Source organism: Amycolatopsis sp. NPDC051903 (genome assembly GCF_044452505.1).
Taxonomy (GTDB): domain Bacteria; phylum Actinomycetota; class Actinomycetes; order Mycobacteriales; family Pseudonocardiaceae; genus Amycolatopsis.
The window spans coordinates 457,833-480,604 of sequence record NZ_JBITBT010000005.1 but is presented as its reverse complement, the minus strand read 5'-3'; the positions used below and the strand labels follow the sequence as shown (position 1 = coordinate 480,604).

The following is a 22,772-nucleotide window of genomic DNA, read 5'->3' as shown; positions in this document are numbered from 1 at the left end:
TCAAGGCGGGAAAGCGTGCCTTGACACGGGGTCGGCGGCCGTGTGGAAGCTTCGGATCGAGGTGCCGGGCAGGGACTGGGCGCATCCTCAGTGGGTCTGTTGGCGGCGGATTCGTACGCGTGATCCGTCGCCGATCGAGGTGGCTGGCAGAGGCTCGTTTCTTCAGACGCACGGTGCGAGCCCGGCGACCACCCCTCAAGGCGACGGACTCCGATCTACCCAACCGCCACCCGACAACGCAACAACACCCGCACCCAGCCCCCCGCCCGGCACCTCGATCCGAAGCCCCCACGCGGTCTGGATCACCTTGTCAAGGCACGCTTTCCAGCCTTGACAAGGTGATCCAGACCGTCGTTACCATCATCGGCTTCGGGGTGCACTCCCACGTGACACGCCCCTGCGAAGGACCGCGTCCCGTACGAGGACCAACCGTCACTTCAAATAAGACCGCCCCTGCGTCACAGCCGCATACGCATCAACAGCCCCGTGTCCGTAGAACCCGTTGAACGCCGCATCCCCCGCGCAAGTCGCGGTGAACGAGTCGTCGCGGCCTTCGTCGAGGTAGTCCACCGTGCGCGGCACGGGGCACGCGATGGGCGAGGCCGTGCCCTCGAGAACCCGCTGCACCGCATCCGGGTCCATCCCGAACGCCGCCCCGCCGCCCTTGCCGTACTGGGAAACGATCAGCGCCGCCACGCCGGTCGCGTGCGGGGTCGCCATCGAGGTTCCTTGCAGCCATTGGTAATACCCGACGCGGCCGTCAGCGGCGACTGCCTTCTGCACGCCCAGGGCGACTCCGGCCGGCGTCACGTTGCCGGCGGCGTCGATGTTCCCCTCGGCCACGCCGACGTTGTGCGGATAGGCCGAAAGGATCTCGTTCTCCACCGTCCGGTACCACGGTGTCCCGAACCCGTCCCGGAAATATCCGCCGGGCGCGGAAACGGAGATCTGCTCGGTGCCGTAGTTCGAGTAGTCCGCCTTCGCCTGCGACGGGCCGAAGGCGCCCACGCCGATCGTGTGCGGTCCCTCCGTCGGCATCGTCAGGCACGACGTGTTGTCGATCGGGCGCGGGTGCGCGGCGCTGCTCGGGTAGTCGGGGCTCGTCGCGTCGTCCTGCGGTGCGCCGAGGTCGGTGTGCTCGTTGCCCAGCGCGACGACCATCGTCACGCCCTTGCGGTGCGCGTAGTTCAGCGCGCGCGTCGCGGCCTCGATGATCGTCCGCTGCTCCGCCTGCTCGGCGGGCGAATCGGCTGGGTTGGCGCGGCAGTTGTACAGCCACGGGTCCACGTAGAACGACATGTTCACCACGTCGATCCCCGCGTCGCCGGCGTACGTCAGCGCGTCCACCATCGGCTGCAGGAAGAAGAAGCCCGCGTCCTGGCCGGCGCGCAGGTTGACCAGCGACACGCCGGGCGCGACACCCGACACGCCGAAGCCGTTCGCCGCCGCGCCGATCGTGCCGGCGACGTGCGTGCCGTGGCCGTTGTCGTCGTGGTCGACCGGGTCGACGCAGCCGCGGTACTCGCACGGGCCGTCCACCACGGTGCCGTTGACGTCCGCGACGATGTCGCGCGTGAAGTTGCGCGAGTCGGCGCGGTCGAAGTTCGGCGCGATGTCCGGGTGGCTGCCGTCGACGCCGGTGTCGATGATGCCGACCTTCACGCGCTTGCTGCCGGGCTGCACGGTCCGCGCGAGGTCGGACCGCGTCGACTTCAGGCCCCAGAGCTCGTCGTCCAGCGGATCCGTGCCCGAGCGAGCGCGCTTCGAAGAAACGGCCCCGCGGCCCTCCTTCTCCACCACGTTCGGTTTGACCTTCTTGCCGCCCCGCGGCGCCGACCCGATGGCCTGCGAGCGCGCCGCACCGAACACCGCCTGGTCAGCGGAAACCCGCGAAGCGAACCCCGAAGCCGGGGCCGTCGCGGTGATCAAGCCGACGGCCCGGTTGGTCTCCACCACGGTGCCGCCCGCGGCGCGCACCGCCCGTTCGGCGGCGCCGACGTCCGAGCGCGCCAGCACCGTGAACTCCGTGACGGGGCCCGCCGGCTGGGCCGACGCCACCGGGACGAGGGCGCCGGACACCAAGCCGATCAGGGGTACCGCGAGCAGCAGTCTGGGTCTTTTCACTGGTCCTCCTCAGGGAAAAACCGACACTGCAACGTACATACCGGACACGCGCCGCAGCAATCGGCAAAAGGAGGAACCCGACTAAAGTCAGGGCACCACCGACTGGGCCTCGGCGAAGTGGCAAGCCGAGAGGTGCCCGTCGGTGCGCGGTTCGAGCTCCGGCACCTCCGTGGCGCAGATGTCCTGCGCCTTCCAGCACCGCGTGCGGAACCGGCAGCCCGACGGCGGGTCGAGCGGGCTCGGCACGTCGCCCTCCAGCCGGATGACCTGCCGCTGCCCGCGCACCTGGGGGTCGGCCACGGGCACGGCCGAGAGCAGCGCCTGCGTGTACGGGTGCGAGGGCCGCTCGTAGATCTCGTCCTCGGTGCCGATCTCCACGATCTTGCCCAGGTACATCACCGCCACGCGCGTGGACAGGTGCCGGACCACGGACAGGTCGTGGGCGATGAACACGTACGACAGCCCGAACTCGGTCTGCAGCTCGCCCAGCAGGTTCATCACCTGCGCCTGGATCGAGACGTCCAAAGCGGACACCGGCTCGTCGCAGATGATCACCTTCGGCCGCAGCGCGAGCGCCCGCGCGATGCCGATGCGCTGGCGCTGCCCGCCGGAGAACTGGTGCGGGTAGCGGTTGACGTGCTCGGGGTTGAGGCCGACGACCTCCAGCAGCTCCTGCACCTTCTTCGCGCGCGAGCCCTTCGGCGCCACCTCGGTGTGGATCTCGAACGGCTCGCCGACGATGTCCCCGACCGTCATGCGCGGGTTCAGCGACGTGTACGGGTCCTGCAGCACGATCTGGATCTCACGCCGCAGCCGGCGCAGCTCGCTGCCGCCCAGCTTGAAGATGTCGCGGCCCTCGAACGTCGCCGTGCCCGAGGTCGGCTCCTCCAGGCGCATCAGCACCTGCGCGAGCGTCGACTTGCCGCAGCCGGATTCGCCGACGACGCCGAGCGTTTCGCCGGCGTGCAGGTCGAACGTGACGCCGTCGACGGCCTTGACCTGTCCGATGGTGCGCTTGAACAGCACGCCCTGGCGCACCGGGAAGTGCTTGACCAGGTTCTGCACGCTCAGGATCGGGTCACGCACGGGCTTCCACCACCTCTTCGGCGAAGTGACACGCACTCACCCGGCCGAAACCGAGGCTGTGCAAGGGCGGCCGTTCCTCCGAACAGCGTTGTTCCGCCCGCTTGCAGCGCGGGTGGAACGGGCAGCCGGACGGGATGTCGAGCAGGCTCGGCGGCAGCCCCTTGATGGTCTCGAGCGTCTGTCCTTTGAGGTCCAGGCGCGGCAGCGAGTCCATCAGCGCCGCCGTGTACGGGTGGCCCGGCGACCTGAACAGCTCGTGCACGTCGGCCTGCTCCACGATCCGGCCCGCGTACATCACGGCGATCCGGTCGGCGACCTCGGCCACGACGCCGAGGTCGTGGGTGATGAGGACGAGGCCCATACGCCGTTCGCGCTGGATTTCGCCCAGCAGGTCCATGATCTGAGCCTGCACCGTCACGTCGAGCGCCGTGGTGGGTTCGTCGGCGATCAGCAGGTCCGGGTCGAGCGCCAGTGACATCGCGATCATCGCGCGCTGGCGCATGCCGCCGGAGAACTGGTGCGGGTAGTCCTTGATCCGCCGCTCGGCGGCCGGGATACGCACCAGGTCCAGCAGTTCGATCGCCCGGCGGCGAGCGTCCTTCCTGGACAGTCCCTGGCGGACGCGCAGCTGCTCCTCGATCTGGAACCCCACGGTGAACACCGGGTTCAGGGCGGAGAGCGCGTCCTGGAAGATCATCGCGATCTCGTTGCCGCGCAGGTCGCGGCGCCGTTCGGGCGTGGCCGCGAGCAGGTCCTCGCCGCGGTAGCGGATCGACCCGCCGGTGATCACACCGGGCGGCACGTCGAGGATGCCCATCACGGTCTGCGCGGTCACGCTCTTGCCGGAGCCGGATTCGCCCAGCACCGCCAGCGTTTCGCCGGCGTGCACGGAGTAGCTCACGCCGTTGAGCACGTTCGCGACGCCGTCGGACGTGCGGAACTCCACGTGCAGGTCGTCGACCTCGAGCAGCAGCTCGTTCTCGGTGTCGGTCATCGGCTGCTACCTCGACTTCGGGTCGAGCGCGTCGCGGATCCCGTCACCGAGCATCACGAACGCGAGCACGGTGATGGTGACGAACGCGCCGGGGAACAGGAGCATGTGCGGGTCGGCCCGGAAGTAGTCACGCGAATCGCTGATCATCACACCCCACGAGATCACCGGCGGCCGCACGCCGATGCCGAGGTACGCGAGCGTCGCCTCGGCGCCGATCGCCGCGCCGAGCGCGATGGTGGCGTAGACCAGCACCGGCGCGAGCGTGTTGGGCAGCAGGTGCCGGAACACGATGCGCGGGGTGCTCGCGCCGAGCGCGCGGGCGGCCTTCACGTAGTCGAGCTGTTTCGCCACAAGCGTCGCCGAGCGCATGATGCGCATCGCGACCGGCCACGTCAGCACCGCGATGGAGCAGACCACCTGCACGACGATCGTCACCTGGCCCGGGTTCGAGCCCGGCGCGTTGAACGTGGTCAGGATGACGATCGCGCCGAGCACGAACGGCAGGCCGGCGAAGATGTCGCCCAGGCGCGAGAGCAGGCTGTCGATCAGGCGGCCGTAGTAGCCCGCGAGGATGCCGACCAGCGATCCGAAGAGGACGGTCAGGATCGTCGCGAACACGCCGACCAGCAGCGACGCGCGGGCGCCGTAGATCGTGCGGGCGTAGACGTCGTAACCCTGGTTGTCGTAGCCGAACCAGGCGTCGGCCGACGGGCGCTGGTTGGCCTTCGTCAGGTCGCCGACCCCGGGGTCGACGTGCGTGAACAGGCCCGGCGCGACCGCGATGAGCACGATGAACAGGATGATCACCGCGGAGATCACGAAGGCGGGCTTGCGCCGCAGCTGGCGCCAGGCGTCGCCCCACAGGCTCCGGGGCTTCTTCGTCGCGGTGGCGGAGTCGTCGATGCGCGACAGCTCCGCCGCGTCGACGCCGCCGCCCCCGACGAGGTTGGGGTCAGTCATAGCGGATCCTCGGGTCGAGAACGGCGTAGAGCAGGTCCACGATCAAGCTCATCAGCAGGTACACCACCACGAGCAGCACCACGACGCCCACGACGGTGGCGCTCTCGCGGTTCTGGATGCCGCGGAAGATGAGCCCGCCCAGGCCGTTGATGTTGAACACGCCCTCGGTCACGATCGCGCCACCCATCAGGGCGCCCAGGTCGGTGCCGAGGAACGTCAGCACCGGGATCACCGAGTTGCGCAGCAGGTGGATGCCGACCACGCGCTTGTGCGGCTGGCCCTTCGCGATGGCCGTGCGGATGTAGTCGGCGTGGCGGTTCTCCGCGATCGACGTTCTCGTGAGCCTCGCGACGTAGGCCATCGACAGGCTGCCCAGCGCGATGCCGGGCACGATCAGCTCCCCGAACGACGGGTCGTCCGACACGCTCGCGTCGATGATGCCGAGCTCGGTGCCGAGCACGAGCTGCAGCACGATCGCGGTGACGAACACCGGGAGCGAGATCAGGAACGTGGTGGAGACCAGCACCAGGTTGTCGAGGAAACCCTTGCCGCGCAAGCCGGTCAGGACGCCGGCGGTCAAGCCGATCACGGCCTCGATGATCACCGCGACGATCGCCAGGCGCAGTGTGATCGGGTAGGAGTTGGCGATGAGCTCGCCAACGGAGTTGCCGTTGAAGGTCTCGCCCCAGTCACCGGTGAACAGGCTGCCGAGGTACTTGAAGTACTGGACGATCAGGTTGTCGTTCAGGTGGAACTTCTCGGTCATGAGGTCGATGTAGGCCTGCGGGCAGGCCGTCTGACCGCACTTGCCGGAGAAGGGATCACCCGGGACGGCCCACACCAGCGCGTAGATCAGGAAGGTCGTTCCGAAGAACACCGGGATCAGCTGGAGCAGGCGTCGCAGGACGTAGCGAATCATGCGTCAGTTCCTAGGAGTGCGCGCCGGGCGAGCCGCGGACCGTCCGATCGCGACGGTCCGCGGCTGCCCTGGTGGTGGGACGTCGGTTCAGCGCGTCACTTGGTGACTTCGACGGACGAGTAGTCGGCACGGCGGCGGAAGTCGAGCGTCACGGTCTTGACGTGCTTGGACTTCGCGGCCACCCCCTTCTCGTCCCACACCGGGATCGACGGCAGGTCCTTGGCGATGGCGTCCTCGGCCTGCTGGTACAGCTTGATCGCGGCGTCCTTGTCCGGCGTCGAGTCGGCCTGCTCGAGGAGCTGGTCGACGGCCGGGTTGGAGTACACCGAGTCGTTGGACGAGGCGCCCGTGCGGTAGATCGGGTTCAGGAAGTCCTCGATCGACGGGTAGTCCGCGGACCAGTCGGAACGGCCCATGCCGGTGAGCTTGTGGCCGGTCACGATGCTGCGCCACTGGCCGAAGTCGGTGGCGGGCACGAAGTCGCACTCGACACCGAGCACGTTCTTGATGCTGTTGCACGCCGCCACCAGCGGCTCCTTGCGGCCACCGTCGGCGTTGGACGCGATGGTGAGCTTGCCCTTGAAACCGGACTTCGCGAACGCCGCCTTCGCCGCGGCCGGGTCGAACTTGCAGAACTGGCAGACGCCGGGGCGGTAGCCCGGGATGCCCTGCGAGAGGTAGCCGTCGGCGGGCACGTAGGTGTCGTTCATGACGGTCTTGGTGATCTGCGTGCGGTCGATCGCCATCGAGACGGCCTTGCGCAGGTCGAGGTTGTCGTAACCCGGCACGTAGTACGGGAGCGCGATGGTGCTGATGCCGAGCAGGTGGCCGGTGACCAGGTTGTCCTTCAGGTCGGTCTTGTACTTGCTGCCGGCCAGCGCCGAGGGCGGGAGCGCCTCGATGAAGTCGAGCTGGTTGCTCAGCAGGTCCTGGTAAGCGGTTTCCTGGGACGCGTAGATCTTGATGTCCAGGTCCTTGAACTTGACCTTGTCCTGGCCCTTGTAGTCGTCGAAGCGGGTCAGCTTGATGCTCACGTTGGGCGTGCGGCTGACGAACTTCATCGGGCCGTTGCCGATCGGGTGCGCGGCGAAAGCCTTGGGGTCCTTGAAGAACGAGTCGGGCAGGGGCGCGAAGGCCGTGTAGCCGATCTTGGTGGTGAACACCGAGAAGGGCGCTTTGAGCGTCACCTGGAACTCGTAGTCGCCCTTCACGGCCAGGCCGGACATCTTGTCGGTGGTCGGCTTGGCGTTCTCGTCGGCCGGGTGGACGTCGTCGTAGCCCTGGATGTTCTCGAAGAACGTGCTGTTGATCTGGCCGTTGGGCGCGTAGGCGCCGTAGTTCCAGGCGTCGACGAAGTTCTTGGCCTTGACCTCGGTGCCGTCGTGGAACTTCCAGCCCTGCTTGATCTTGATGTCGAAGACCTTGGAGTCGGTCGTGGTGATCGACTCGGCCATCTGGTTGTAGGGCTGGGCGCTGTCACCCTTGAAGGCGACGAGTTCGGCGAACATCGCGTCGACGGCCTTGCCACCGCCGAGCTCGTTGGTGTTCGTGGGGATCAGCGTGTTCTGCGGCTCGGTGCCGTAGACGGTGAAGGTCCCGTTGGGATCCACCTCACCGGACGACCCGCTGCTGCCGGAGCCACCGCCGCACGCGGTGAGCACCAGTGACAAGGTTGTCACCACCGCAGCGGCTCCCCAGAACCTGCGTGAACGCCGCATGTTCCCTCCATCTCGTGATCTTAAAAAGTGAGAGGGACGTTAGCGGCAGATGGTGCTCAGTAACCAGGTCACTCGATTGCAAAAGAGTGACAACCTTTGCGTTCACCCTGCCAGAGCACAACCAAAGTATTACTGATCACCGACGGTGCCCGGGTTGCTCCACTCAAGCGAGCGACAGGGCGATTCCGTCGAGGATGTCGTGCTCGCTGACGATCAGCTGGTCCGGACCACCGCGCCGGGCGAGCTGCTCCGCGAGCACCTGGACGATGACCGCGCCGCCGCCGATCACGTCGACGCGGCCCGGGTGGATCACCGGGTTGGCCGCGCGGGCGGCGCGATCTTCGGCCAGCAGCTTCGTGGCGAGGCGGTCGATTTCGGCGTGGGAGAGCTTCGACAGGTGCGTGCGCTCGGAGTCGTACTCGGGCAGCTCCTGCGACACGGCCGACAACGTGGTCACGGTGCCGGCGACGCCGATCCAGGTCTTGGCCTTGGCGACGTCGACGACGTCGAAGGCCTCCTTGAGGATGGTCTCGGCCAGCGCCTTGGCCTCGGTGATCTCGTCCGGGGTGGGCGGGTCCTGGGTCAAGGCGCGCTCGGTGATGCGCACGCAGCCGATGTCCACGGACTTCGCCGCGAGCACCTCGGCGCGGCGCCCGTCCCACGTGCCGAGCACGAGTTCGGTGGACCCGCCGCCGACGTCGACGACCACGAACGGCCCGTCGTCCGGGTCCTGCTCCCCGACGGCGCCGGTGAACGACAGCCGCGCTTCCTCGTCGCCGCTGATCACCTCGGCCTCGACGCCGAGCGTCTCGCGGGTCATGGCGAAGAACTCGTCGCGGTTGCTCGCGTCACGCGTGGCGGACGTCGCGACCATCCGCACCTTCTCCACGCCCTTCCGCCGCGCCGCGACCGTGTAATCCGCCAGGGCGACGCGCGTGCGCTCCAGCGCTTCGGGCGCGAGCCGGCCGGTGGCGTCCACCCCCTGCCCGAGCCGCACGATGCGCATCTCGCGGTGCAGGTCGCGCAAATCCACCGTCCCGTCGTGACGCGGCGTCAACTCGGCGACGAGCAGGCGGATTGAGTTGGTCCCACAGTCGATCGCGGCAACACGAGGCATGGCGTCGACCTTACTGGGTGGCGGCCGGGGCTCTGGTGTGCTGCCGATCGGTGCGGGTCACGGCGCCGGGGCTGTTCCCGATTGTGGCGCGCCAGGGCGCCGAGGAGTTGCCGGTTGGTGGTCAGGGCTCCAGTGCGATGCCGACCGGATCGCACGACACCCGGCACCCTGCCGGCCGGGGCAAGTCAGGTGCCGAGGAGTTGCCGATCCGCGACCCCACAGCGCGAGCACGCGGCCGACCGGAGCCCACGACACCGGGCACACTGCCGGCCGGGGCGAGTCAGGTGCCGAGGAGTTGCCGATCCGCCACGCCACAGCGCGAGCACGCGGCCGACCGGAGCGCGTCACGACGCCAGCGCGCTGCCGGCCGGCGAAAGTCACGGCGCCAGTGACCGGCCGGGTCGCGTCGATCAGGGACCGACGCTGCCGATCCGTGCGGGTCGAGGCGTGGGGAGTTGCCGGGCCGGTCGGCTAAGGGAGGCGGGTCACGGCTGCGGGGAGTTGCCGGTTGGGGCAGGACTCGAGCTGTCGCCCGGCGGTGGTGATGACGGGCTCGGCTGGCCGCACGGGGGCAGAGTCGGGGTTGTCGGGCTGGTGCTGCTGCTCGACGGCGGCGGCGTCGTTTCGGGGGTGCTCGTGTCGCTGACACAGGTCGGTGTGGTGGTGGTCGTCGAGGTGCCGGTCGTTTCGCTCGACGGCGGGATGGACGTGCCGCCGCTGCCGCCCGGCGGCAAGGTCGTCTGCGTCGGTGGGGTCGGCGTGATCGGCGTCGTGGTCGGCACCGGGGGCGGGGGCACGGCCGGCGGGGCCGGGACCGCCGCTGCGTTCGGCGCGCCCAGGGGGATCTGGCTGTCGGGCAGCGGGGCGACGCCGTTGCGGTACGCCTCGGCCCAGAGGATGACCGTGTTCACGTAGACGTCGGAGTTGTTGTAGCGGTAGATGGCCGTGCGGAGCTGGTCCGGGTTCGCCAGGTCCAGGCCACCGGAGCAGAGGTAACGGGCGGTCGCGAGCGAGGCGTCGAAGAGGTTCTCGGGGTCGGCTTTGCCGTCGCCGTTGCCGTCGGACGCGTAGCCGCGCCACGTCGCGGGGATGAACTGCGCCGGCCCCACCGCGCGGTCCCAGACGGTGTCGTGGTCGAGCGTGCCGCCGTCGGTGTCGGGGATGGCCGCGTAAGGCCCGGTGCCGTTCAGCTCCGGCCCGAGGATCGGTTCGAGCGCCGTGCCCGCCGCGTCCACGTACCCCCCGCGCGCGTGGTTCGACTCGATCCGCCCGATGCTCGCGACCAGTGCCCAGTCGATGTGGCAACCCGGCTGCTCGTGGGCGAGGATGTTCGCCGCGTTGTGGTACGCGGCCAGCGCCGTCGTCGGGATCCCCAACGGCCCGTTCGGCAACTCGTACGCCGGCAACGGCAACGGCAACGGCACCGGCGACTGCGGCAGGCTCCCGTCCACCGCGACCTTCTCGACCTGCGGATTCTGCGGGTCGTACCCCTGCTCGAGCGCGACGTCCCGGGTGTGGCTCGTGGGGAGCGCTCCCGCCCACGCCGCCACCGCCGTCGCCCCCGCCACCGCCGGCACCACGGCCAGAATCCCCGCCGCGACGGCCACGACGGTCCGGTGCCGCGACGTCAGTCTTCGTCCGCGGTAGCGCGCTTTCCTCGCGGCCACCTTGACCCGCCGGGGGTTGCGGCGCGGTGGCCGGGTCGGCCTGGGTCTTTGCTCTGGTTCGGGGCTTTCGGGTGCGGCTTGATCTTCGGGTTCGGCCGGCTCACCGGTGCTGTCCGGGGTGGCTTCACCCTCCGCACCTTCGACGGCTGCCGCTTCGGTCTCCTCGGCTTCGCCCTCCGAAGCGGTCTCCGCGGCTTCGCCCTCTGCAGCGTCGCCTTCTGCGGCTTCGCCCGACGCGGCAGTCTCTACGGCTTCAGTCTCCGCGGCTTCAGTCTCCGCGGCTTCGGTCTCCGCGGCTTCGCCCGGCGTAGCGGCTTCCCCGGCGTGGCACTCTGCAGCATCGTCCTCCGCTGCATCAGTCTCCCCGGCTTCAGCCGGCGCGGCGGACTCCCCGGCGTCACCCTCGATAGCTTCGCCCTCTGCGGCTTCAGCCCCTGCGGATTCGCCCAGCGCGACGGTCTCCGCGACTTCACCCCAAGCGACTTCGCCCTCTGCAGCGTTGCCCTCTGCGGCTTCAGCCCCTGCGGATTCGCCCAGCGCGACGGTCTCCGCGACTTCACCCCAAGCGACTTCGCCCTCTGCAGCGTTGCCCTCTGCGGCTTCAGCCCCTGCGGATTCGCCCAGCGCGACGGTCTCCGCGACTTCACCCCCGGCGACTTCGCCCTCTGCAGCGTCGTCCTCTGCGGCTTCAGCCTCCCCAGCGTCGCCCTCAGCCGCGTCGCCCTCTGTGGCTTCGGTCGGCGTGGCTTCGGTCGGCGTGGCGTCGGTCGGCGTGGCGTCGGTCGGCGTGGCTTCGTCCTCGACGGCGTCAGTTTCGACGCCGTGGGTCTCTACCACGCCACCGGCGCCTGCAACCTCGCCCGAGCCCCCAGACTCGGCGCCTTCAGCTGCGTCGCGGGGTTCGCTTGCGTCATCGACAATTTCGGCTTCGGGCAGGCCCAACCCTTCGGCGTCCGGAGCCTCGACCTCGCCGTCCGGACCGTCGGGTTTCGGTGCGTCGCCGTCGGCCGGGTTCTGCGGCGGCGTGGCGTCGCCTTCGGGGGTGGCGGCGCGGCGCTTGCGGGCGAAGTGCCCGAGTCCGCGTGGCGCCCGCATGCTCCGAACCCTCCTCGGGGTCGCCCGGTGGTGGCCCCGATCGTTGCCTACGTCGTGTGAAGATGCCGTACTCAGCTTGGCGGCGGGTCACCCGTACGGGAACCCACAGAAGTAGTAACTGCCCGCCTGTGCGGACTATCTGCGCACGGGACCGTCGCGTTACCCGGCCGCGCAGTCGCCCGACGGCCAGCCTTGGGTGCGGATCCATTCGAGGGTTTCGTCGCCGAAGGGGTTGACGCCCGGGCCGGCCGCGAGGGTGTGGGCGAGGTGGACGTGGAGGCACTTCACGCGCCCCGGCATGCCGCCCGCGGTGACCTGCGTGCCGAGGGACTCGATGGCGTCGCGCTCGGCCAGGTAGGTCTCGTGCGTGCGCTGGTACGCCGCGGCGAGCTCGGGGTCCGTCTCGAGCCGCGCGGTCATCTCCTTCATGATCCCGGACGCCTCGAGCGTGCCGACGAGCGACGTCAGCCGCGGGCACGTCAGGTAGTAGAGCGTGGGGAACGGGGTGCCGTTCTCGAGGCGCGGACTCGTCTGCACCACCGACGGGTGCCCGCTCGGACACCGCGCCGCCACGGCCCGCAATGCGCGCGGCGGCCGGCCGAGCTGCTCCGCGATGATCTCCCGGTCGGCCTCGCTGACCGGCTCGAAGCGGGTACTGCTGTTGCTGCTGTTCACGACGTCCAGGCTAATGCCGCCGACCGGCGGGCCTTGCTCACCCTCCGCCTGCACCCCCGACTTGTCCACAACTCGGCTCCCCTGTGGACAACTCCCGCGCCGAAGCCTCCGCGCGACCCCGCGCCGGTAGACTGGGACGGGGACGCCCCCCGTGGAGGGCGGGGGACTGTTTCGGGGCCGGAGGGGGCTGGCAGCTGGGGAAATGGGCTGTGGCGAGCGGAAAAGTGACAGGCCTGATTCGGGCCGATTCAGGCGGATCCCGGGCTGACGGTTTCCAGGCTGACACCGGGCGCGAGAGGCCTAAGGGTGCGCGGAGTTCGGGTGTGCGAAACGGCCGCGCGTCGGGGCGGCACAGCCGTCCGCGCCGCCGAGGAAGAGACCGACCGCTGCGATTCAGGGCACTCAACCCCGGCAGCCATGCCGAGCGCCCAATCCGGGTGAAACGCCAGACAGCTACCTGAAGGCGCGGCCCCGGCCGGCCCGCACGCCCAAACTCCGATGCAGCGGTCAACCCCGGCGAAACGGCGAAGCACTCACCCGAGCACCCCACCGTCCAGAACCAACGAACTCACCCGCCGGAAACCTGGTCCCACAGCTTGTCGTACCAAGACCCCTGCGGAACCGAAGCCGGTCCAGCGGCAGGCGGCGGCGAGGCGGGCTGGTCCTCCGGCAGCTGCACGATGTACGGCGACTCACCGGGCTTCACGTACCGCAGCCGGCGGCGGGCCTCCGCCTCGATCTCCGCCGGGTCGCTGAGCTTGGCCTTCTTGGCGCGCAGCTCGTCGACCTGGGCCTGGAGCTGGGCTTGCTGCGCTTCCTGTTCGCGGACCTCCGAGCGCTGGCTCAGGTAAGTCCGCAGCGGAACCGCGACGGTGAACGCCAGCGCGCACACGACGATCGCCACCACGGCAGCGCGCCGGGTGGTCGACATGCCGAGGACCTTGGCCGCGCCGGAGGCGCGCTTGGCCGCGAGCCCGCGGCGCAGGCGGGTCCGCGTCGTCTCCCCGCCGGCGGCCGCGGCGGCAGCTGAACGACGGCGCGCCGATGCCGGGCGGCGGGTGCGCGTGGCCCCGCCGCCCTCCGAGCCGGAGCGCCGGGTCCGCGCGGACCCCGCGCCGGTGCCGCCGCGGCGGCTGCGCGCCCTCCCCCGGTCGGCCATCAAACCCTCAGGCCTCCGCGGTGAACCGCGGGAACGCGAGGTCGCCGGCGTAGCGCGCGGCGTCCGCGAGGGTCTCTTCGATGCGCAGCAGCTGGTTGTACTTCGCGATGCGCTCGCCGCGCGCCGGGGCGCCCGTCTTGATCTGGCCGACGCCCGTGGCGACCGCCAGGTCGGCGATGAACGTGTCCTCCGTCTCACCGGAGCGGTGGCTCATCATCGACTTGTAGCCGTACGACGTGGCCAGCGACACCGCGTCCAGCGTCTCCGACAGCGTGCCGATCTGGTTGACCTTCACCAGCAGCGCGTTGGCGGCGCGGCGGGTGATGCCTTCCTCGAGCCGGTCGGGGTTGGTGACGAACAGGTCGTCGCCGACGAGCTGGACCTTGTCGCCGACCTCGGCGGTCAGCTGGACCCAGCCGTCCCAGTCGTCCTCGCTCAGCGGGTCTTCGATGGACACGAGCGGGTAGTCGCGCAGCAGTTCGCCGTAGTAGGCGGACATCTGCTCGGCGCTGCGCTTGCTGCCCTCGAACGTGTAGGCCCCGTCGGCGAAGAACTCGGTGGCGGCGACGTCCAGCGCGAGCGCGACGTCGCGGCCCGGCGCGTAGCCGGCCTTCTCGATGGCCTGCAGGATCAGGTCCAGCGCCTCGCGGTTGTTGCCCAGGCTCGGCGCGAACCCGCCCTCGTCGCCGAGGCCGGTGGCCAGGCCGCGGCCCTTCAGCACGCCCTTCAGCGCGTGGTACACCTCGGTGCCCCAGCGCAGCGCCTCGCGGAACGACTCCGCGCCGATCGGCGCGATCATGAACTCCTGGATGTCCACGTCGGTGTCGGCGTGCGCGCCACCGTTGAGGATGTTGAGCATCGGCACCGGCAGCACGTGCGCGTTCGGCCCGCCCAGGTAGCGGAAGAGCTCCAGCTCGGCCGACTCGGCGGCGGCCTTCGCGACGGCCAGCGAAACGCCGAGGATCGCGTTCGCACCCAGGCGCGACTTCGCCGGCGTGCCGTCGAGGTCCACGAGCTTCTGGTCGACGATCCGCTGGTCCACGGCGTCGACGCCCACCAGGTCGGGCCCGATCTCGTCGAGCACCGCGGCGACCGCGCGCTCCACGCCCTTGCCGTTGTACCGGCCGGTGTCCCCGTCACGCAGCTCGACCGCTTCGTGTTCGCCGGTGGACGCACCCGACGGGACGGCGGCCCGCGCCAGCGTGCCGTCGTCGAGAGCCACCTCCACCTCGACGGTCGGGTTGCCGCGCGAGTCCAGAATTTCGCGCGCGCCTACCTGCTCGATGAGAGCCACGCCATGCTCCTCAGTGGGTCGTGCCTGCGGTGACGCCGCCCAGAGTAGCTGTCCGCGTCTTTCACCCGTTGGAGGCTCGGCCGTTCAGCTCAGTGCTCCCGGACCTCACCCGAACGCACCTCACGCCACCCCGACGGCAGCTCGACGGTCTGCGACGTCTGCTCCCAGAACGTCCAGCTGTTGCCACCCGGATCCGCGACGGTGAACACGCGCGCGCCGTACGGCTGGTCCTGCGGCGGTTCCGGCACGGCGTCGTCGCCCAGCGCGGTGCGCACGCGCTCGTACTGCGCGTCGACGTCGGTCACGTAGATGATGTTGAGCTGCCCGACCGGTCCCTCCACGCCCTTGGCCGTCCAGTATTCGGGACCGACGCCCGCCAGCTGGACCCGTCCGGCGCCCGCGCAGAGCGTCGCCTGGAAGACCTCGCCGGACGCGTCTTCGAACCGCACTTCCTCCGTGAAGCCGAAAACCCTGGTCAACCACTCGACGGCCGCGGTGGCGTCGGAGTAGTAGAGGTAGGGCGCGAGGCCGAGGTAGCCGGGTTCCTGCTCGCTGCTCATGGCAGGACAGTCCACCACGACCCGTCCGCCGCCTCGTGCTACCCCCTCGACAGCGGTATCGTCAGAGTGACCATGACGGACGCCGCAGCAGCACCAGAGCCCACCGGCGAAGACCGTTTTCGTGCCTTCCGCCAGGGCGAGGATCTGGTCGAACGCCACCGCCCACTCGACGCGCTCAAGGCCCTCCAACCCCTGCTCGACGACGACAAACCCAGCGTGCAGCTCCTGCTCGGGCGCGCCTACTTCCACTCCGCGCAGCTCCGCCGCGCCGAACGCGCGTTCACCCGGGTCCTCGAGCTGGATCCGACGGACCACTACGCGCGTTTCGTCCTCGGACGGACCCTCCAGCGCCTCGGCCGGTTGGCCGAGGCGCTGGCGCAGCTGCGCATGGCGTCGGCCATGAACCCCGTGCCGGAATACCTGGAGGCGATCAGCGAGGTCAGGGCACGGATCACCTTGCGGGACAACTGAGTTCTCGGTTCCCGGCCTGGGGTTTCGGTGGGCTGGGGGGGGTGGCTCGGTGTGCTGTTGGGTGTGGCCATCCGGCGGCTGCGGCCGGCCGGTCGGCTGATCCTCGGGAGTCCCCGCGCGAGCGAAGCTTGAGTCATCGCAGAGATCGACTCGAGGAGCAGAGATGACCGTGCTGACCGTGATCGGAACCGTGGCCGGACTGCTGGTGCTGGTGCTCGGCGCGCTGGCTCCGGTGATCGTGGAGCTCAACGACCGCTTCCCCCGGAAACCCCAGACCGCCGCGCGACTGGAGCCGGCTCGCAAGCCTTCGCCGGCTTGGGGCCGGAGCGCACTGCCGACCCACTGACCGGGTATGGCGCTCTTCGTGAGCTGGTACTGGGCGCCGAGACTGCTCACTGACGGTCATCGGGATGGGCCGGAGCTCGTCGCCTGTCTGCTGAGTGCGCCACCGGCTTCTGGTGAGTTTGTGCCGTGCGCCGAGACCCCTCGCCGGCGCACATCCGATCAGGGCCCGGGCCCTCCGTCTGTGGACTGATCGCGCATCGACGTTCGCGAGTGGGCGCCGCGCACCCGCGACCGCTCGTGGGCGCTCATCGATTCGGCCCCACAGCTCGCTGCCGACCTGATGACCGCCTTAGCGCTTTTCGTCATCGCGTGCCGCCGCATCGCCCGTTCCATCCACAGCCGACCCACTTGCGGCGTGGTTGTCCACAGATTCCGCGAACCCCGTTTTCGGGGCCCTGACCTCGATGGCACGCGAACGAGCCGAAGCCGATCAAGATCTCTGCTCGGTTCCGGCTCGCTCTTGAGTTCGTGTTCCGCCGACGCCTGGCGATACCTGGGGCCTGGAGCCCTTGGCCAAGACCGTGCCGCGGCGGGACACGACAGGTGGCGATCCGGCCGGGACGCCTTGTCCTGACCACGGACCGTCGAGTCCTTGGTCGAGACCGGCGGACCACACCCGGCCGGGTCACCACCGCGCCTGCTGATCAAGGATGTCGCTCGTGGTTCGAGCCCGTCCGCACGACCTACACCCTTGCTTATCGGGAGCCCGCAGCTCTGGCATCAAGACCGGACTCGTGCGAATCGCTGGGATCGTGAACGGCTCAGAGCAAGTCGGCAAAGGTGTTCTGCGGGATCGACTGGGCCGAGCGGCATCACGACGTGGCCCTGGTCGACGCCGAGGGCAAGCTGGTGGCCAAACGCCGCATCGCCGAGTCCGCCGACGGTTTCGCGGAGCTGATGGCGCTGCTGGCCGACGCCGGCGACAGCCGCGAAGCCCCGATCCCGGTGGCGATCGAGACCCCGCGCGGACTGCTGGTCGCCGCGTTGCGGGAAACCGGCCGGGCGATCTACGCGATCAACCCGATGGCCATCGCCCGCTACCGGGAACGCCACACCGTCTCCCGCAAGAAATCCGACCGCGCCGACGCGATGGTCCTGGCCAACATCCTGCGGACCGACGCCCACGCCCACCGGCCGCCGCCCGCCGACACCGAACTCGCCCGCGGGGTCGCGGTCCTGGCCCGTTCCGCCCAGGACACAGTCACGCCGCACCAAAGCCTTGCAGGAACTGCGGTCTCTGCCGCGCGAGGACTACCCGGTCTTCCTGGCCGCGTTCTACCGCAACGGCGCCACCAACCTCGCCGGCCCCGAAGCCCGCCACCTACTCGCGCTCGCCCCGACACCGCCGGCCGCCGCCAAGCTCACACCTGCCCGGATCGCCACCACGGCGGCGCGCCGGCCGCCAGCGCGGCATCGACGCGCTGGCCGCAGAACTCCACGACACCTCGCGGATTCCGCAACGACGGCAGCTTCCCTTGGTCGATAAGTCTCAGGCCGCCATCGAGATGTTCCAGCAACACCCTGACCACGAGGTGATCACCAGCTTCCCCGGCATGGGAGAACTCAGCGGGGCCCGGCTCCTGGCCGAGATCGGCGACGACCGCACCCGATTCGCCGACGCCCGCGCTCAAGGCCTACGCCGGTTCAGCACCCGTGACCAGGGCCTCCGGACGCAGCATCGCGCCGCCTGGTCAAAAACGACCGCCTCAACGCAGTCGGTTTCCTCTGCGCCTTCGCCGCGATGCCTCGCCCAGGCCCGGCCAAAGACCACTACAACCGCCGCCGCGCCCGTGGCGACCGCCACGCCGCAGCGATGCGGCACCTGTTCAACCGCACGCTCGGCCAGCTCCACCACTGCCTCCACACCGGCCAGACCCACGACCCGATCAAGGCCTTCGGCGAACCTGGCCGCCAGGCAGAACCCGCCGCGGCTTGACAGTTAGCGAGATCGGAGGTCTCGATGGGCTGGAAGCGGGACGCCCCCTTGGGAGGGCGGGGGCCTGTCGTCGCGGGGGTGGGGGCGAGGCAGCCGAAGGTGATGGGTTACGCCGGTGCCGCCAGCAAGCCCTGCAGATAACGAGACTCAGCCCGCTCCAAAGCCAGCCGCACGGCGCCCGTGATCACGGCTTGCTCGCGTAGGGGCGAGGCGGCGACGCGGGGCGCGGCGACGCCCAGGGTGGCCAGGTGCGAGCGGATCGGGGTGGCCAGGGCCTCGCCGGCGGCCGCGACGGCGCCGGAGATGACCACGAGTTCCGGGTCGAGCAGGACGCCGATGGTGGCGATCGCGGAGGCGACCGGGGCGACGGCGGCGGAGACCGCGGCGGCCGCGGCCGCGTCGCCTGAGGTGGCCGCGTCGAAGACCGACTCGGCGGGGCGGCCGGTGTGGGCGCGCAGCAGCGAAGCGATCCCGTCCGCCGAGGACGAGTCGCCCATCAGTCGCAGGAAGTCCAGGCCGCCGGCGGAGGACTGGTGGCCGCGGACGAGCCGGCCGTCGACGATGATCCCGGCGCCGAGGCGTTCACCGGCGAGCAGGCAGACGACGTTCTGCGCCGACACCGCCAGGCCGCGCCAGCGTTCGCCCAGGGCGGCGAGGTTGCAGTCGTTCTCGACGAGGACGTCCCAGCCGTAGCCGCGCGTGAACTCCGCGCGCAGGTCCAGGTCCAGGAAGCCCGGGATGCCGGTGCGCAGCCGCACCACCCCGTCCGCGCTGACGGGACCGCTCGTGCCCACGCACACGCACAGCACCTGCCCCACCCGCACGGAAGCCGACGCGAGCGTCGCCTCTAGCAGCGCGCGCACCGAAGCCACCCGCGAAGCCGCGCCGATCGAGGGATCCGGGAACACCCGTTCCGACGACACGACGTCGGCACCGCGCAGGTCGGCGAGGCGCACGCGAACGGTGTGCGCGCCGATGTCCACGCCCAGCACGTAACCCGCGCCCGGCCGGAACGCGAAGACCCGCGACGGCCGCCCGCGCCCGGCGACGGGGCCCGCCTGCTCGTCGACCCACCCGAGCTGCTTGAGGTGCTCGGCGGCCGCGTGGACGGTCGGGCGGGACAAGCCCGTGCGGTCCACCAGCTCGTTCGTCGACATGGCTTCGCCGCGGCGCAGCTGCTCCAGCAGGCGGCCCGCGTTGAGCCGCCGCACCAGGGCGGACCCGGCGACCTCGCTTGACACCTCTCCCACGCGCTGCGACTATACCGCAAGGCCATTTAATATATGCCCTTTAAAAAAGGTGGTCACCGTGGACCGTCAACCGATGCGCCAGGTCGTCGCGGCCAGCCTGTCCGGCGCCGCACTCGAGTGGTACGACTTCAACCTCTACGGCATCTCCGCCGGCCTGATCTTCGGCAAGCTCTTCTTCCCCACCGTCGCCCCGATCTACGGCACGCTCGCCGCGCTCGCGACGTTCGGCGCCGGCTTCGTGCTGCGGCCGCTGGGCGCGCTGTTCTTCGGCCACTTCGGCGACCGGCTCGGCCGCAAGCGCACGCTCGTCGCGACGATGCTGATCACCGGCCTCGCGACGTTCCTCGTCGGCGTGCTGCCCGATTTCCGCACCGCCGGCGTCTGGGCGCCGATCCTGCTCGTCACGCTCCGGCTTGCGCAGGGCTTCGGCCTCGGCGGCGAATCCGCGGGTGCGACGCTGCTGACGGTCGAGCACGCGCCCGAAGCGCGCCGCGGGTTCTGGGGCAGCCTGCCGCAGACGGGCGCGTCGATCGGCTACCTCATCGCGCTCGGCATGACGAGCCTGTTCACCGCACTGCCGCAAGAGCAGTTCCTGACGTGGGGCTGGCGGATCCCGTTCCTGTTCAGCGTCATCCTGCTCGTCGCCGGCCTCGTCGTGCGGCTGAAGATCCAGGAGACGCGCGACTTCCGCCGCGTCGCCACCAAAGCGAAGCTCCCGCTCGTCACCGCCCTGCGCAAGCACCCGAAGGAGCTCCTCGTCGCGTTCGGCGCGCGCGTCGGCGAGGCCGGCAGTTCGCAGATCTACCAGCCCTTCGCGATCTCCTACCTCACCACGACGCTGGGCTACGGGCCGAGCGTCGCACTCGTGGGAGTGTTGCTGTACAACGTGATCGGCCTCGTGCTGATCCCCGTCGCCGGCGCGCTGTCCGACCGGCTCGGGCGCAAACCGATCTACCTCACGGGCGCGGCGATCGTCGCGCTGTCCGGGTTCCCGTACTTCTGGTTGCTGGACAGCGGTTCCGTGCCCCTGATCTGGCTCGCGACGAGCCTCGCCGCGGTCGGCGGCGCGGTGTGCATGTCGGGGCTGCAGGGCACGTTGTTCACGGAGATGTTCAGCGTCGAGGTGCGGTACTCCTCGCTCGGGATCGCGACGCAGATGTCCGCGCTCGTCGCCGGGTTCGTGCCCGCGGTGACCACGTCGTTCCTCGTCGGCACGGGTGGCGCGAGCTGGCCCGCCGCGCTCGTGCTCGTGGTGCTGGGCCTGGTTTCCCTCGGTTCGTCGTTCGCGCTGTCCGGCCGCAAGGCGCAGCAGAAAGCATTGGTGACACTGTGAAGAACGTGCTGGTGTTCTTCACCGACCAGCAGCGCTGGGACACGACGGGAGCGCACGGCAACCCGCTCGGGCTCACCCCGAACTTCGACGCGCTTGCCGCGCGCGGGCTGCTCCTCGAGCACTCGTTCACGTGCCAGCCCGTGTGCGCCCCGGCGCGCGCGACGCTGCAGACCGGCACGTACCCGACCACGAACGGCGTCTACCGCAACGGCATCCCGCTGGCGCGAGAGGTCCCGACGCTCGCGCAGCAGTTCGCGCGGCACGGTTACGAGACCGGCTACCTCGGCAAGTGGCACCTCTACCGCGACGAGTGCCCCGGTGCGGTGCCTGCCGAAGACCGGGCGGGTTACCAGCACTGGCTCGCCGCCAACCTGCTGGAGTTCACGTCGGACGCGTACGAAACCACCTTGTACGACGAGGAAAACCAGCCCCGCACGTTCGCCGGCTACCGCGCCGACGCGCTGGGCGACGCGGCCGTCGACTTCGTGCGACGGGACCGGTCGGACCCGTTCTTCCTGTTCGTGTCGTTCCTCGAACCGCACCACCAGAACAGCCGTGACGACTACCCCGCCCCCGACGGCTACCGCGAGCGCTACGACGGCCGGTGGGTTCCCTCCGACCTCGCGGCGCTGCCGGGCGGCAACTGGCCCGAGCACCTCGGCGGTTACCTCGGCATGGTCCGCCGCCTCGACGAAGTGCTCGGCCGGCTCGTAGAAGCGTTGGCGGACAAGGGAATCCTCGACGACACAGTCATCCTCTTCACCTCCGACCACGGCAACCACTTCAAGACCCGCAACGGTGAGTACAAGCGCAGCTGCCACGACGCGTCGATCCGCGTCCCGACCGCACTGGCCGGCGCCGGCGTCCACGGCCGCCACGAGCGGCTCGTCAGCCACGTCGACCTCCCGCCTACGCTGCTGGACGCCGCCGGCCTGCCCGTGCCGGAGTGGATGCAGGGCCGTTCCGTGCTCGCCGCGCCCGAAGGCCCCGACGACGTCCTCGTCCAGATCAGCGAGTCCGAAGTCGGGCGCGCCCTGCGGACGCGGCGCTGGAAGTACTGCGTCACCGCGCCGGACGCGGACGCCTGGGACGAGCCGCGCGCCGACCGCTACGAGGAGACCTACCTCTACGACCTGGAAGCCGACCCGGACGAGCTCACCAACCTCGTCCACGACCCGGCGCTCGCCCCCGTCCGCGACGAACTGCGCGAACGGCTCCTGCAGCGGATCGTCGGCTCCGGCGAGCCCGAACCCGTGATCGGCTAGAGCGCGACGCTCGCGGCCGCGTACGAATCCGCGGCGGAGAACACCGACTGCACGTAGTCGACGGACGCGTTGTAGAAGAGCATCGACCGCCACCAGCCCTCGGGCGTGCCGAGGTCGTCGCCGCCGGAGCACAGGTAGCGGGCGGCGGTGAAGGCGGCGTCGTCGATGTTCTGCGGGTCGGCGGGTTTGCCGTCGCCGTTGGCGCGCTCGGCGTACTTCTTCCACGCCGCCGGCTGGAAGCGCAGCGGGCCGAGCTCGTGGTCGGCCTTGCGGTCGCCGTCGAGCTTGCCCGCGTCGGTGTCCGGCCCGACGGGACCGCTCACGATCGCCGGCGTGACCACCCCGGTCGCGCCCACGGCGAGCGCCGGCGACGACTGGTGCCCGATCCCCGCGAGCGTCGCCCACGACAGGTGGCACGCCGGCTTCTGGCGCCGCATCCACATCTCCGCGCGCCCGTACGCGGCGAGCACCCGCGCGGACAGTTCCGTCTTGCCGGCGACGCGCGTGGCCCACGCGTCGAGCTCGGCCTGGTCCGACTCCGTCGGCCGGTCGGGCGGCGCGGCCAGCCCGGCGCGCGGCGCCTGCGCCCCGCTCTGCGGCCGCTGCGGCTGCACGGAGAACGATGAGGGAGCGGGCGCGGCGGGCGCCGCCGGAGCCGGATCGGGGTTGCGCACCCCGATCGTCACCACCAGCACGATCCCCGTGAGCACCAGCCCCAGCGACAACGCGATCCGGCTGACGTAACGACGAGGCGGAGACGCCTGAGTGGTATCGGCCACCCGGACAGGTTACTTCTCCCACTCC

Annotated in this window: 19 protein-coding genes and 1 pseudogene; 6 read left to right on the top strand and 14 right to left on the bottom strand. The window is 70.2% G+C overall.

Translation table 11 applies throughout. The features are described from left to right. Positions 1-432 precede the first annotated feature (432 nt). From ACIA77_RS16260 to ACIA77_RS16225, 8 genes are all read right to left on the bottom strand, one after another. Positions 433-2,124 (bottom strand): S8 family serine peptidase, encoded by a 1,692-nt coding sequence (locus tag ACIA77_RS16260; protein WP_395886652.1) that lies wholly within the window; start codon positions 2,122-2,124, stop codon positions 433-435. A gap of 87 nt (positions 2,125-2,211) precedes the next feature. After that, positions 2,212-3,210: an ABC transporter ATP-binding protein gene (locus tag ACIA77_RS16255; RefSeq protein WP_395886651.1), complete on the bottom strand. Its 999-nt coding sequence runs from the start codon at positions 3,208-3,210 to the stop codon at positions 2,212-2,214. Next, complete coding sequence (locus ACIA77_RS16250) at positions 3,203-4,204, bottom strand: ABC transporter ATP-binding protein (RefSeq protein WP_395886650.1); 1,002 nt, start codon at positions 4,202-4,204, stop codon at positions 3,203-3,205. The genes ACIA77_RS16255 and ACIA77_RS16250 overlap by 8 nt, the downstream gene beginning before the upstream one ends. Before the next feature lie 6 nt (positions 4,205-4,210). Continuing rightward, positions 4,211-5,164, bottom strand: a complete 954-nt coding sequence (locus ACIA77_RS16245; RefSeq protein WP_395886649.1) for an ABC transporter permease — start codon at positions 5,162-5,164, stop codon at positions 4,211-4,213. Continuing rightward, positions 5,157-6,083: an ABC transporter permease gene (locus ACIA77_RS16240; RefSeq protein ID WP_395886648.1), complete on the bottom strand. Its 927-nt coding sequence runs from the start codon at positions 6,081-6,083 to the stop codon at positions 5,157-5,159. Before ACIA77_RS16240 ends, ACIA77_RS16245 begins: the two co-directional genes overlap by 8 nt. Positions 6,084-6,178: 95 nt before the next feature. Continuing rightward, entirely contained in the window at positions 6,179-7,801 is a 1,623-nt protein-coding gene (locus tag ACIA77_RS16235) for an ABC transporter substrate-binding protein (protein ID WP_395886647.1), read from the bottom strand. A 163-nt stretch (positions 7,802-7,964) separates the two neighbouring features. Beyond that, complete coding sequence (locus ACIA77_RS16230; protein WP_395886646.1) at positions 7,965-8,918, bottom strand: exopolyphosphatase; 954 nt, start codon at positions 8,916-8,918, stop codon at positions 7,965-7,967. Between the two features lie 485 nt (positions 8,919-9,403). Then, positions 9,404-10,585, bottom strand: coding sequence for a lytic transglycosylase domain-containing protein (locus ACIA77_RS16225; protein ID WP_395886645.1), 1,182 nt, complete (start codon positions 10,583-10,585; stop codon positions 9,404-9,406). Between the two features lie 78 nt (positions 10,586-10,663). Here ACIA77_RS16225 and ACIA77_RS16220 point away from each other — a divergent pair, with 78 nt between their 5' ends. Then, positions 10,664-11,740 carry a hypothetical protein gene (locus tag ACIA77_RS16220; RefSeq protein WP_395886644.1) on the top strand — a complete coding sequence of 359 codons (1,077 nt, stop codon included), beginning with the start codon at positions 10,664-10,666 and terminating at the stop codon, positions 11,738-11,740. Between the two features lie 99 nt (positions 11,741-11,839). Here ACIA77_RS16220 and ACIA77_RS16215 read toward each other — a convergent pair whose 3' ends face one another. The 4 genes from ACIA77_RS16215 to ACIA77_RS16200 form a co-directional block, all read right to left on the bottom strand. Beyond that, positions 11,840-12,364, bottom strand: coding sequence for a DUF501 domain-containing protein (locus ACIA77_RS16215; protein ID WP_395886683.1), 525 nt, complete (start codon positions 12,362-12,364; stop codon positions 11,840-11,842). A gap of 559 nt (positions 12,365-12,923) precedes the next feature. Then, the gene (locus ACIA77_RS16210) at positions 12,924-13,514 is read right to left on the bottom strand and encodes a septum formation initiator family protein (protein ID WP_395886643.1); all 591 of its coding nucleotides are present in this window, start codon (positions 13,512-13,514) and stop codon (positions 12,924-12,926) included. 7 nt (positions 13,515-13,521) lie between these two features. Next, on the bottom strand, positions 13,522-14,808 hold the full coding sequence (gene eno, locus ACIA77_RS16205) for a phosphopyruvate hydratase (RefSeq protein ID WP_395886642.1): 1,287 nt from the start codon (positions 14,806-14,808) through the stop codon (positions 13,522-13,524). A gap of 89 nt (positions 14,809-14,897) precedes the next feature. Next, entirely contained in the window at positions 14,898-15,368 is a 471-nt protein-coding gene (locus tag ACIA77_RS16200; protein WP_395886641.1) for a VOC family protein, read from the bottom strand. A gap of 72 nt (positions 15,369-15,440) precedes the next feature. Here ACIA77_RS16200 and ACIA77_RS16195 point away from each other — a divergent pair, with 72 nt between their 5' ends. The 3 genes and pseudogenes from ACIA77_RS16195 to ACIA77_RS16185 all read left to right on the top strand — a co-directional run bounded on the left by ACIA77_RS16195 (position 15,441) and on the right by ACIA77_RS16185 (position 18,120). Next, positions 15,441-15,839, top strand: a complete 399-nt coding sequence (locus ACIA77_RS16195; RefSeq protein ID WP_395886640.1) for a tetratricopeptide repeat protein — start codon at positions 15,441-15,443, stop codon at positions 15,837-15,839. A gap of 163 nt (positions 15,840-16,002) precedes the next feature. Further along, positions 16,003-16,185, top strand: coding sequence for a hypothetical protein (locus ACIA77_RS16190; RefSeq protein ID WP_395886639.1), 183 nt, complete (start codon positions 16,003-16,005; stop codon positions 16,183-16,185). Between the two features lie 779 nt (positions 16,186-16,964). Further along, positions 16,965-18,120: pseudogene (locus ACIA77_RS16185) on the top strand (IS110 family transposase). 107 nt (positions 18,121-18,227) lie between these two features. Here the strand turns inward: ACIA77_RS16185 and ACIA77_RS16180 are convergent. Then, positions 18,228-19,370, bottom strand: coding sequence for an ROK family transcriptional regulator (locus tag ACIA77_RS16180; RefSeq protein WP_395886638.1), 1,143 nt, complete (start codon positions 19,368-19,370; stop codon positions 18,228-18,230). Positions 19,371-19,428: 58 nt separating this feature from the next. Between ACIA77_RS16180 and ACIA77_RS16175 the strand changes: the two genes are divergently transcribed. Together ACIA77_RS16175 and ACIA77_RS16170 are read left to right on the top strand one after the other, a co-directional pair. Continuing rightward, positions 19,429-20,703 (top strand): MFS transporter, encoded by a 1,275-nt coding sequence (locus tag ACIA77_RS16175; protein WP_395886637.1) that lies wholly within the window; start codon positions 19,429-19,431, stop codon positions 20,701-20,703. Continuing rightward, positions 20,700-21,968, top strand: coding sequence for a sulfatase-like hydrolase/transferase (locus ACIA77_RS16170; RefSeq protein ID WP_395886636.1), 1,269 nt, complete (start codon positions 20,700-20,702; stop codon positions 21,966-21,968). Before ACIA77_RS16175 ends, ACIA77_RS16170 begins: the two co-directional genes overlap by 4 nt. Here the strand turns inward: ACIA77_RS16170 and ACIA77_RS16165 are convergent. Then, a complete protein-coding gene (locus ACIA77_RS16165; RefSeq protein ID WP_395886635.1) occupies positions 21,965-22,747 on the bottom strand; it encodes a murein transglycosylase in 783 nt (260 codons plus the stop codon). The genes ACIA77_RS16170 and ACIA77_RS16165 overlap by 4 nt on opposite strands. Between the last annotated feature and the right edge of the window lie 25 nt (positions 22,748-22,772).